Raw genomic sequence first — 11,182 nt, 5'->3', positions numbered from 1 at the left:
CGAGCCCATCCCCCACCAAAAACACCCAAAGGCGCAATCTTTCCCACACCCACCATGCAGCAGGCGCAGAATATCCCGTATTAGCCACACTTTCATGCGGTTATCCAGAAGAAGGGGGCAGGTTACTCACGTGTTACTCACCCGTTCGCCACTCATCCAGGACCCACAAAAGCAGGCCCCTTCACCGTTCGACTTGCATGTGTTAAGCACGCCGCCAGCGTTCGTCCTGAGCCAGGATCAAACTCTCCAAACAAAACCAACAAAACCCCAACCAACCCCACACAACAAAGCATGAAGCCAAGCCAGAGCAACAGTCAGTACATACAGTCCAGAAAACCAGACCAAGGCCCAACCCAACCCCCAAAACACAGAGAGCCAGGCAAACCAAAACAAAACAACCCCCCAAACCACACAAAACACGCGCAGCCCAAGAGGCCATGGCATAAAAAACATGACACACTATCGAGTTCTCAAACAACACACCCACCGAGATTTCAACTAGGAATAATTCCTAGCTTGCCTCTCGAAGGCGACCGGACTAGCATAAGCAGGTTGTCGTTCGGGAATCAAATTCGGATCGCGTGACCCTGATCTCTGAACTATTCTGCTTTCACCGCACCAGCCGGATCGCTCCTGCCGGTTCGACGTTTCCGCCGTCCGGTACCGCCGTCAGACCGTTCAGTCGCTCCGGCAGCGAGGAGTACTATAGCCAGACTTGATTGCGGGTTGTCAAACGACTTTCCCGCGATCTGCATCACATTCGGGCTCCCCGGGGGACAGGCCGGCTCTCCCCTGCACCGGTCCCTCCGGTTCTGCTTCTCCTGTCATCGCTTCTCAGGGCCGTACCAGGCCAGCGCGAATCCCCCAGAGCACCGTTTGCAGGCGGTCTCGAGACCCGGTTTTCTGCATGAGTCCCGTCAGGTGGTACTTGATTGTCGTTGGCTCCACATATAGGTGTGCTGCCATCTCACCGTTGGACATGCCCTGGGCCAACAGTCTGAGCACTTCCAGCTCCCGAGAGGTCAAGGCGACGTCCACGGAAGCGGCTCCGGCGAATGACGCATGCCCGGATGCACCGCCAGCATCCGCAGCCCTGTCGGCGTACTGATGCTGAGCCCCGGTGTCAACTTCGGCGAGCGCACCTCGGGAGCCTCGCCTGGAGAGCTCACGCAGGATCCTGCGGGTGACGCGCTGGTCCAAGGTTCCTTCCCCTGCTGCGACGGAGCGGACCGCCCCCAGGAGAGTGTCCTCATCGGCTCCCTTGAGGAGAAACCCCGCGGCACCGGCCTCGAGGGAGGCTAGGACGTCGTCGTCGACATCGAAGGTGGTCAGAATGAGCACGTCCACGTCCAGATCGGGGTCGGAGACGATCGCCCGCGTTGCCGCGATACCGTCGGTCCCGGGCATGCGGATGTCCATGCATACGACGTCGGGGCGCAGTTCACGAGCCAGCGCTATCGCCTCGGCGCCGTCTGCCGCCTCACCCACGACCTCAATGTCCTCTTCGGCTCCGAGGATGACGCTCAACCCGGCACGGACGACGGCCTGATCGTCAGCGATGACGAGTCGAATCATGAGATGACCGCTTCCTCCTCGGTACGGGACCCGTCGACGCCGTCCGGCGGAACGGGGATGACAAGGCGGTTGCGCCAGCCGCCGTCGGGGTCGGGTCCGGCGACCAGCTCAGCGCCCACCAGGGCAGCGCGCTCAGCCATACCGGACAGACCGTAGCCACCGCCCCTGCCGCTCGAGCCCGACTGAGGCGCCTCCGCATTCGGCGGACGTCGGTTGCTCACCACGATCTCCACGCACCCCGGCTGATACATGATCCGTACCTGGCAAGGAGCCCCCGGCGCGTGCCGCGCGCTGTTGGCGAGGGACTCCTGCACCATGCGGTAGGCGGCGGTGTCAGCCAGTGGGCTCAGGGGACGAGGCCGGCCGTTGACTGCGTACCCGACCCGCTGTTGACGACGGCGAGCCTCCTCAACGAGGCGAGGCACTGCCTCCAGCGAGGGCAGGAGCACCGGCTCCCTTGCCATCCGGGAATCCGTCACGGCTGCCGGCTCGGCCGTCGCCTCGGTGCTCGACGACGTCGATTCGCTCTGTTGACCATCCGTCGCCTGCCCTTCACGCTGAGAGTCACTCCTGTCCTCGCTGCGCAGGAGACCGACGACCTGACGCAGGTCGGCCAGAGCGGTTCGGGCACTGTCCTGCACCGTCTGGAGCATCTGGTCGGAACGCTCCGGATCCTTGTGCCGCAGGGCCGCAGCCGCCTGGGCGCTGACGATGACGCCGGAGAGGTGGTGGCCGGCGATGTCGTGGAGATCGCGGGCCAGGGCATTGCGGCTGGTTCGCAGCTCGCGCTCGACCCGCTCGCGCTCCTCGCGCTCGAGCAGCTGCTTCTCCCGTTCAAGGAGCTCGGCCTTGTCGCGCAGCGCCTGGTGGAGCCGCTCGCGCCCCAACATGTACTCCGCCGCCACTACCGGGAGCAGGTAGCGCTGCAGCAGGTGAGCCGACAGGAAGACGATGACGGCAGCCGGCCCGCGCTCGCCGGAATACACCTCTCGGATGAGGAAGACCAGGTTAAAGACGACGATGTTGGTAAACAGCGCGACCTGCCAGCCCGGGACGCGGTGACGCACCAGGTACCAGATGACGACCATGACTGTGGTGGATCCGACTGACGATCGATCGCTGGTGATGAGGATGGTGAGGTCGGCAACGGCCACTACAGCAAGCACTCGGTATGGAAAACGAGCCGTCACCGTCACAGCCACCACCTGGAGGATGACGGCCAGAACGATGACGAGAATCACCCGGGGAACCGAGCCGACTCCTCCGTACCTGATGACGTGCTCGGGATCAGCCAGCACCATGCCGATATAGGGCAGCACGCTGAGCAGGCACAGCGCCACCGCGGTCCGGGGCAGGCGCGGCGGACTCTGCACCCGGACGGCGGAATCGAGCACGTAGCTGGGCACGCTCCGAGTCAAGCACATGCGCAGCCGCGAGGTGCCCGAGTCCGTCTCCGAGCCCATCACTTATGGCACAGGGTGGCGTCGACGGCCTCGTTGACCTTCCCGATCTTCTCCTTGGTGGAGCTCTCCAGGTTGCTCTGGTCGGCGACATCTGAGGATAAGGCAGTGACAGTGACGGTGAGGGCGGTGCCGTCAGGGCCGACACCGTCATGGGTCTCGTATCCAGCGATACCGCCATGGTGTCCCCATGCAGTACCTCCGCAGCTCAGCGAGGTACCGATGAGGCCCAGTCCGTACACCGTCCCCGGTCCAAGGTGCGAGCTGGCGTCAACCGCCCCGTTCTTCATCTCGTCGATACTGGCCTGAGTCAGCAGCCTGCCGTCGAGGACGGCCTGGAAGAAGGTGTTGAGCTCACCGGGGGTTGACACCATGCCACCGGCGGCCCAGGCAAGTGAGGTATCCAGGTCGGTCATGTCCTCCAGCTTGCCCTCAGCGCTGAGGTGGTAGCCCCGAGGGTGAGGGCCGTGGAGCTTCTTCTCACCGTTCCCCGGGAGGTAGGTGTGGGACAGTCCCAGCTTCTTGACGATGCGCTGATCGATCTGCTCACCCACCGGCCGCTGAGACACCCGCTCAATGAGCATCCCCAGCACGATGTAGTTCGTATTGGTGTACTTCCACTGCGTCCCTGGCTCAAACTGCGCCGGCTTGCCCAGAGCCGTGTCCAGCAGGTCACGCGGGGGAACATAGTGCTGCATATTCTCGGACTCCGCAGCTCTGCTGGAGAGGTAGGTGTCGTTGTACTCGGGCAGGCCACTGGTGTGCTGGAGGAGCTGGCGCACCGTGATCTTTGAGCCGTCGATGCCCTCGCCTCTGATCAGGCCCGGCAGATAGGTCTCGATCGGCTCATCAAGCCCGACCTTGCCCTCCTGGACCATCTGCATGACCACCACGGCCACGAAGGTCTTCGACGCGGAACCGACCCGCACCTCCCCGTCCATCGGCGGAGCCTGACCCGTCTCCAGATTGCCCTTACCCACGGCCACCCCCGCCGACTCACCCTTGCTGTCGGTCACCGCCGCCAGAGCCGCCGGGTAACCGGCCTCCACCAGCCCCTGAGCCCGGGACTTCAAGCTCTCAGCCTCTCCCTTCGACGGCGCCGCCGAGGCCGTACCCCCGACAGCACCCAACGCGATCGCCGCCGCCACAGGCACCGCCAGCACCCGCCACACCACCGAACGACGACGGCCGGGCCGGGCGCCGGCAGCCTCCAGGGCCTCAGGGGTCTCGGGCGTGGTGACATCGGAACGGATAGGACTGAACTTCTCTGCTTTACCCATGCCTCCAGTGTCACGACTCCGCGGACCGACCACCCCCACCTGCAGCACAGCGCCCCCTATCCAGATGGACAGTCCCGGATGAGGTGGACCGCCGCTCGGCGCCAACCCACGCCGACGCCGCTTGCGGCCTCGTCAGAAGGTGCGCGTGCGGGAGGCCTGGTAGGCGGCCCCGACAATGCCGGCCGTGTTGAGCAGCTGGGCCGGGACGATCGGGGTCTTGAGGTCGAGCAGCGGCAGGTACTTCTCGTGCTTGCGGGAGACTCCCCCGCCCACCACGAACAGGTCCGGGGAGAAGAGCATCTCCACATGGGCGTAGTAGCGCTGGAGACGCTTGGCCCACTTCTTCCAGGACAGCTCCTGAGCCGTGCGCTGCCCGGCGGAGGCCCGGCTCTCGGCATCGTAGCCGTCAATCTCCAGGTGCCCGAGCTCGGTGTTGGGAACCAGGGTTCCGTCAACAATGACAGCGGAGCCGATCCCGGTGCCCAGGGTGGTGACGATGATGGTTCCGGGCACGTCCTTGGCGGCACCGAAGGCGACCTCCGCCAGGCCCGCGGCGTCGGCGTCATTGAGTCCGGTCACCGGCCGGCCCAGGTGCTCGCGCATGAGCTCGGTGAGGTTGACGCCCGTCCAGGACTTGTCGAGGTTGGCGATGAAGGGGACGGTGCCATGCACGATCGGAGCCGGCAGGGCCACGCCGACCGGAACGTCGTCGCCCACCTCGAGCTGCTTGAGGAGCTCGCGGCACACCTCGGCGACGGCCGCAGGAGTCGACTCCTCGGGAGTGTCAATGCGGACGCGCTCACCGATGAACGTGCCCGTGGCCAGGTCGACCAGGGCGCTCTTAACACCCGATCCACCGATGTCGATCCCACATGCCACTGATGTTGTCGGTGCTGCCGAAGTCATGAGGTCCTCCTGGTACTACGCGTCCTCGCGGCCTCCGCCCAGCCTAGTGCAGGGACGGCGGCCGCGAGGACGGTCGGAACAAGAAGACGGTGGCGGCCGGAGGCCGCAGCGTCCGCCCTCAGTCGCGAGTACTCTCCTGACGGGCACCCCGGTAGAGGTACCACAGGGTGCCGACGAACAGCACCACGCCCACCCAAGGGGCGATGCCTGCGAAGCCCTGAGGCATGATGGCCAGCGGATCCTCCTTGCCGCCGAAGGCCACGACGATCCCGGCGTAGACGACACCGGCGAGGCTCTCGCCGACGATGAGGCCGGTGGCCATGAGCGTGCCCATGCGCTTGGCCTTCTCCGGGTTAGCGGTGCGCTGGGCCCAGCGGTCGTAGAAGTGACCGAGGGCGGCACCGATCGGGATCATGACGGTGACGGCCGTGGGCAGGTACATGCCCATGCCGACGGCGAGCGGCGGCAGGGAGTACTTGCTGTTGCGGCGCAGGATCTCGTCGATGGCGATGACGACGGCGCCGATGAGGGCACCCAGGCCCAGCAGACTCCAGTTGAGGTCGCCACCGAGGACGCCCTGAACCAGGTGCTTGATGAGGTTCGCCTGAGGCGCGGCCAGAGCGTCGGCACCGGCGCCGGGGGCACCGGCGAAGCCGAAGGCTCCCTGCATGAGGCTGAGCACCGGCGGGATGACGATGGCGCCGAAGACGACCCCGATGACGAGGGCCACCTGCTGCTTCCATGGGGTGGAGTCGACGAGCTGGCCGGTCTTGAGGTCCTGAAGGTTGTCATTGGAGATGGTGGCTACGCCGAAGACGACCGCGGTGACGAACAGTGTGTAGGCCACCAGGGTGCGGACGTCGTCGGGCGAGGAGGTGGTGGCGATGGTGCGCACGAGCGCGGCCGCCGTCACCGCCACGAGGATGCCGACGCCGGAGATCGGCGAGTTGGACGAGCCGATGAGGCCGGCCATGTAGCCGCAGACCGAGGCGACGACCAGACCGGTCAGCAGGATGAAGAGGATGGAGGCGATGATGAGGCCCGCCGCGTGGTGGGCCATGGAGGTCCCGTGCAGGAACAGCCACAGGAGCACACCGATGGGCAGCATGGAGCCGACGGTGACACCGATGACCGTCTTCATCGACAGGTCGCGCTCAGTCAGGGGGATCTCCTCGCCGGCGTTGCGCTTGGCACTGGAGGCCAGGGACTCGCGGATACCGGAGACGATGGGGCCGAGGATCTTCAGGAAGGTCCAGATGGCGGCGATGGCGATGGCACCGGCACCGACGATCCGCACCTCACTGGCGAAGGTGGTGCTCACGAAGTCCGCGAGGTCCTTGGCGGCGGCCGCCTCGCCCCAGGTGCGCATCGGAAGCAGCACGCCGTAGGAGATGAGCAGGCCGACGATCATGGCGATGCCGACGCCGACGCCGACCAGGTGGCCCACGCCGGCCAGCGCCAGGGACAGGGAGGTGCCCATCATCGTGGCACCGGCACCGACTCGGAAGACCCCGGAGATGTCGACGCTGATGGCCTTGAGGGCGTTGAGGAAGTAGAGGGCGGCCGAGGCGATGGAGCCTCGCACGATGACGCCCAGTCCGCGGCTGGACTCCTCGGCCCCCTCGCTGGTGTCGCCCACGCGCAGGACCTCGGCGCCGGCCACGCCCTCGGGGTAGGGCAGGTCGGAGTTGGTCACGAGCGCGCGCCGCAACGGGATCGAGTAGGTGACGCCGAGGATGCCGCCCAGGATGATGACGAGGACCGTCTGGAGGTAGGGGAAGCCGGTCCACCAGCCCACGATGATGAGTCCGGGCAGCACGAAGATGATGGCGGACAGCGTTCCGGCCGCTGATGCGATCGTCTGGACGATGTTGTTCTCCTGGATCGTGTGATCGGAGAAGCGACGCAGGATCGCCATGGAGATGACGGCGGCCGGGATCGAGGTGGCGAAGGTCAGCCCCACCTTGAGACCGAGGTAGACGTTCGCCGCGGTGAAGACGAGCGTGATGACGCCGCCGATGAGGACGCCGCGGATCGTCAGCTCCTTGACCGGGGCGGAGCCGGCACCGGACGGTTTCGCCGCGGCGGAGCCGGTTGAGGTTGTTGTGGACATGGTGAGATCTCTCGATGTCGGGATAATTCCGAGGGGAGAGTAGCACTTTGTCCGAAAACGATCGTTAATGGTCCATTCAACGCAGGACAGATCAGGCCCGCCGTCGTAGCCCTCAACACTTCGACCGAATCTTCATAGAAGACCCGGAGCCGTGTCTTCTATGAAGATTCGGTCGAAGTGAGCGGCGGGCACCGGCCGGCCCGCTCGGAGGCCGGGGCGCGAGCAAGGGGCAGTGGCCGGACTGACGATCACCCGAGCGAGTACCCTGACGGCTCGAGGACTAGCCGCCGGCAACCTGCGAGGTGAGAGATGGCCAGGCCGCGCAAGCCGATCGACCCGACCCGACGGCGTCGCCTGATGCGGACGGCGCGCACGATCTTCGCGCTCCATGGGTACAACGGCACCGCGTTGAGCGACATCCTCTCCGCCGCGGAGTTCCCTCGCAGCTCCTTCTACTACTTCTTCACTGACAAGGCCGCACTCTTCGACGCGGCATTCTCCGACGGACTGGCCTTGCTCGCCGAGCAGGTGAGACCACCCGATCCTGCGGCACTGACCGCTGAGTCCTTCTGGCCTGAGATCTTCACCTTCTTCGACGAGTTGGCCGCAGCCAGCGACGACGAGGACATGGCGACAATCGCGATGCTCTTCCACATGCAGGACGCTCCACCGAGCGCCTCACGCGCCGATTTCGAGAGGTCCACCCGGGCGTGGTGCGAGCAGACCGTGCGCACGGGTCGCGAGCAGGGCGCGCTCGACCAAGAGATCCCGGAGGACCTGCATGTCGAGCTGGTGTGGAGCGTTGCCGTCACACTCGATCGGTGGTTGGCCTTGCAGGCCGGCAAGGGTGCGGATGCTCGAGAGCTGGCGCATACCCTTCTGACGCGCTTGTTCGGGGCGCCGTAGCAGACTCCTCCCCGCCCGACCGCAGCCGTGGGTAACGACAGCCCCCTTATTTGTGGACACGTTTGTCCACAAATGATTACCATGGCTGATAGCCAGCGTTCACTGCCACAACAAGGTTCAGGAGGAATGCGAGATGGCGAGCGTTCTTGTCGCCGGGGCGACCGGATACCTCGGCCGGTACGTGGTCGCCGAGCTTCACCGCCGCGGACACCTCGTGAGGGCCGTGGTGCGGGACCGGGATCGCGCCCGCAGGGAAGGGCCCTGGGGCTCACCGTCATTGGATGGCCTGGTGGACGAGTGGGCTCTCGGGAACGTCACCGATCCTCGCTTCACCCGGGATCTCGCAGCCGACGTCGAGCATGTTGTCTCGACTCTAGGGGTGACCCGTCAGAAGGCCGACCCGTGGCAGATCGACAACCTCGCAAACCTGGCGATCCTGAACTCGGCGCTGAAGCACGCCGGCTCCTTCACCTACATCAATACCCTGGGCGGCGATCGCTGCCCCGCCCGGCTGACGCGAGCGAAGTCGGCATTCGCGCAGACGCTCTCAGTGGCGGAGATCAACTCTCAGATCATCAATCCGCCGGCCTACTTCTCCGACATGACGGAGGTGCTGGCGATGGCCAGGCGCGGCCTGGTGACGGTGCTCCGCCCGACGGCGCGGATCAATCCGATCCACGGGGCGGATCTGGCGACCTACGTCGTTGACCGGATGGAGGAGGGGACCGCTGGCACCTGGGACATCGGAGGACCGGATGTGCTCACCTGGAGACAGGTAGCCCAGCTGGCGTTCCGCGCCGTCGGCATACCGCCGCGCATCGCCGCGGTGCCCGCCTGGGTGCTACCACCGGCGTTGAGGCTGACGGCGCTGTTCAGCCCCCGCCTGGCCGACGTCGCCCAGTTCATGACCTGGAACATGATGCGCGACTGCGTGGCCCCGACGACGGGCACCCACCACCTCGCGGACTTTTACGCGGTCCACGCTCATGAATCCCCTCAAGTCTTCTGAAGGCACCAGCCTTACCATCACGATCCCAAAGCCATAGAATTTACCTGATGGTCTCTACTAGCACTTCCGACACGTCGCCCCCTCGCCACGCACTGATCCTGGACGTTGTGCTGGTAGTCGCGGTTCTCGGCTACGGCCTGCTGGTTCAGGGAGTGCCTGCCGTGGGCGCCTCACCACTCAGTCTCCTCGTCCAGTCCGGACTATGTCTGCCGTACCTGCTTCGCCGACGCTTCCCCACCGAAACCTATGCCATCACCTTGGCCTGCGGCATCGCCCAGCTGGGACTTGGCATGGGCCCACTGGTGGCCGACGTGATGATAGCGGCGTCATTATGGACTCTAGCAACTCTGCGTCCACTGAGAGTGTCGCTGTTCGGAGCAGCCGCCGCGGTGGCTTGGTTGGTTGCACTGGGGCTACTGCACCTAGGGAGAGGGGGGTTCGATCTCGGCGAGCTGAGCACCGGCGTTCTGCTAGTCGCGGTGGCATGGTTTGCCGGCCGTCTGAAACGCACCCGCCGCGCGCATCTGGTTTCGCTGCGTGAACGCGCCGACTACCTGGAGCGGCAACGAGAGTCTGAGTTGCGTATGGCATCCATCAACGAACGCACCCGCATCGCCAGAGACCTTCACGATGTCATCTCCCACAGCTTGTCAGCAGTAACACTGCTAGCTGACGGCGCTGTCGCATCTGTCAACTCCAACCCAGCAGATGCCCGAGACGCAATGGTGCGAGTACGCGATACGAGCCGGGAAGCGATGAAGCAGATGCGCTCGATGCTAAGTGTACTGCGCGCCGATGATGACCAAGGCCTTGCTCCTGCACCCCGCCTGGACGACATCAACTCCCTACTGGCCGAGGCTCGCGCAGCAGGGACACCTATCCACGCCTCACTTGCCGACATAGATGCTCCTGCAGACGTGCAAGTGGTTGCCTACAGAGTCGTCCAAGAAGCGTTAACCAACGTCCGAAAGCACGCAACGACAGCGCAACGTGTCGATGTGAGGATCACCCAAGTAGACCATGAGCTACGCATCCGTGTCACTGACGACGGCCAGGACTCCACCCAGCCAGAACAGGGACACGGGCTGATCGGCATGACTGAACGAGCAACAGCGCTAGGTGGAATCCTCCACGCCGGTCACTGCCCTACCGGAGGCTTCCAGGTACTCGCCCAGCTGCCGTTACGAAGGGAGAATCCATGACACACACGCCCAGCACCCCGATCAGGGTGGCTGTCGTCGACGACCAGGAGATCGTTAGAGCAGGCCTGCGCATGGTCCTTGGCGCCCAGCCTGACGTGGAAGTCGTCGGAGAAGCCACGAACGGGGCCGCTGTTCCGGCACTCGTGGTGCAGACCCGCCCTGACGTGATCCTCATGGATCTGCGAATGCCTGAAGTTGACGGCATAGAAGCCACCCGACGACTCCGAGCCCACACCAGGACGCCCGACGACTACTCACCAGGAGTCCTGATTCTCACAACGTTCGACCTGGATGAGCACGTGTTCGAGGCGCTCAGAGCCGGGGCCAATGCCTTCCTAGCCAAGGATTCTGAAACCCATGACCTCATTGAGGCCATCAAGCATGTCTACCAAGGCGACGCCGTAGTTCAACCCCGCATCACCAGGCAACTAGTTGAGCATTTTATCAGTCGCAAGCCCTCTGCTCGTCCCTCTGACGACGATGTCAGTCGCTTGGAGTCGCTCACCCCACGAGAACAGGAGGTGTTAGGACTCGTCGCATCCGGACTCAGCAATTCAGAGATCGCCGCCAATCTAACACTATCAGAGGTCACAATAAAAACGCACGTCGGTCGCCTGCTCACCAAACTGTCATTGCGGGACCGGACCCAGGCGGTGGTATTTGCCTACGAGACCGGCTTCGTTCGCCCTGGAATATAAACCCACCCTTCCGCCACTCCGGGTGATACTTGA

General features: G+C 64.6%; 9 protein-coding genes and 1 rRNA gene. 4 read left to right on the top strand and 6 right to left on the bottom strand.

Annotated features, from left to right (window positions below):
* The 6 genes from RIV12_RS11845 to RIV12_RS11820 form a co-directional block, all read right to left on the bottom strand.
* Positions 1 to 253, bottom strand: a 16S ribosomal RNA gene (locus tag RIV12_RS11845); the annotation flags it as partial.
* Between the two features lie 581 nt (positions 254 to 834).
* Positions 835 to 1,575: a response regulator transcription factor gene (locus RIV12_RS11840; RefSeq protein ID WP_309324108.1), complete on the bottom strand. Its 741-nt coding sequence runs from the start codon at positions 1,573 to 1,575 to the stop codon at positions 835 to 837.
* On the bottom strand, positions 1,572 to 2,981 hold the full coding sequence (locus tag RIV12_RS11835) for a sensor histidine kinase (RefSeq protein ID WP_309324106.1): 1,410 nt from the start codon (positions 2,979 to 2,981) through the stop codon (positions 1,572 to 1,574). The genes RIV12_RS11840 and RIV12_RS11835 overlap by 4 nt, the downstream gene beginning before the upstream one ends.
* A gap of 56 nt (positions 2,982 to 3,037) precedes the next feature.
* Complete coding sequence (locus RIV12_RS11830; RefSeq protein WP_309324104.1) at positions 3,038 to 4,315, bottom strand: serine hydrolase domain-containing protein; 1,278 nt, start codon at positions 4,313 to 4,315, stop codon at positions 3,038 to 3,040.
* Between the two features lie 132 nt (positions 4,316 to 4,447).
* Positions 4,448 to 5,221 (bottom strand): polyphosphate--glucose phosphotransferase, encoded by a 774-nt coding sequence (gene ppgK / locus RIV12_RS11825; RefSeq protein WP_309324103.1) that lies wholly within the window; start codon positions 5,219 to 5,221, stop codon positions 4,448 to 4,450.
* Between the two features lie 118 nt (positions 5,222 to 5,339).
* Complete coding sequence (locus RIV12_RS11820; RefSeq protein ID WP_309324101.1) at positions 5,340 to 7,334, bottom strand: OPT family oligopeptide transporter; 1,995 nt, start codon at positions 7,332 to 7,334, stop codon at positions 5,340 to 5,342.
* Positions 7,335 to 7,643: 309 nt separating this feature from the next.
* Here RIV12_RS11820 and RIV12_RS11815 point away from each other — a divergent pair, with 309 nt between their 5' ends.
* From RIV12_RS11815 to RIV12_RS11800, 4 genes are all read left to right on the top strand, one after another.
* Complete coding sequence (locus tag RIV12_RS11815) at positions 7,644 to 8,240, top strand: TetR/AcrR family transcriptional regulator (RefSeq protein ID WP_309324099.1); 597 nt, start codon at positions 7,644 to 7,646, stop codon at positions 8,238 to 8,240.
* 133 nt (positions 8,241 to 8,373) lie between these two features.
* The gene (locus tag RIV12_RS11810; RefSeq protein ID WP_309324098.1) at positions 8,374 to 9,249 is read left to right on the top strand and encodes an SDR family oxidoreductase; all 876 of its coding nucleotides are present in this window, start codon (positions 8,374 to 8,376) and stop codon (positions 9,247 to 9,249) included.
* Between the two features lie 47 nt (positions 9,250 to 9,296).
* Positions 9,297 to 10,451: a sensor histidine kinase gene (locus RIV12_RS11805; protein WP_309324096.1), complete on the top strand. Its 1,155-nt coding sequence runs from the start codon at positions 9,297 to 9,299 to the stop codon at positions 10,449 to 10,451.
* A complete protein-coding gene (locus tag RIV12_RS11800; RefSeq protein ID WP_309324094.1) occupies positions 10,448 to 11,149 on the top strand; it encodes a response regulator in 702 nt (233 codons plus the stop codon). Before RIV12_RS11805 ends, RIV12_RS11800 begins: the two co-directional genes overlap by 4 nt.
* Positions 11,150 to 11,182: the final 33 nt, after the last annotated feature.

Origin of the sequence: Actinomyces stomatis (assembly GCF_031292835.1) — a bacterium.
In the GTDB taxonomy this organism is placed as follows: Bacteria; Actinomycetota; Actinomycetes; order Actinomycetales; family Actinomycetaceae; genus Actinomyces; species Actinomyces stomatis.
The sequence above is the reverse complement of the archived record's forward strand: the minus strand, read 5'-3'. Positions and strand labels throughout refer to the sequence as shown.

Coding starts and splice junctions, on each gene's coding strand:
- RIV12_RS11840 (WP_309324108.1), bottom strand. CDS start 1,575: ATGATTCGACTCGTCATCGCTGACGATCAGGCCGTCGTCCGTGCCGGG.
- RIV12_RS11830 (WP_309324104.1), bottom strand. CDS start 4,315: ATGGGTAAAGCAGAGAAGTTCAGTCCTATCCGTTCCGATGTCACCACG.
- ppgK (WP_309324103.1), bottom strand. CDS start 5,221: ATGACTTCGGCAGCACCGACAACATCAGTGGCATGTGGGATCGACATC.
- RIV12_RS11820 (WP_309324101.1), bottom strand. CDS start 7,334: ATGTCCACAACAACCTCAACCGGCTCCGCCGCGGCGAAACCGTCCGGT.
- RIV12_RS11815 (WP_309324099.1), top strand. CDS start 7,644: ATGGCCAGGCCGCGCAAGCCGATCGACCCGACCCGACGGCGTCGCCTG.
- RIV12_RS11810 (WP_309324098.1), top strand. CDS start 8,374: ATGGCGAGCGTTCTTGTCGCCGGGGCGACCGGATACCTCGGCCGGTAC.
- RIV12_RS11805 (WP_309324096.1), top strand. CDS start 9,297: ATGGTCTCTACTAGCACTTCCGACACGTCGCCCCCTCGCCACGCACTG.
- RIV12_RS11800 (WP_309324094.1), top strand. CDS start 10,448: ATGACACACACGCCCAGCACCCCGATCAGGGTGGCTGTCGTCGACGAC.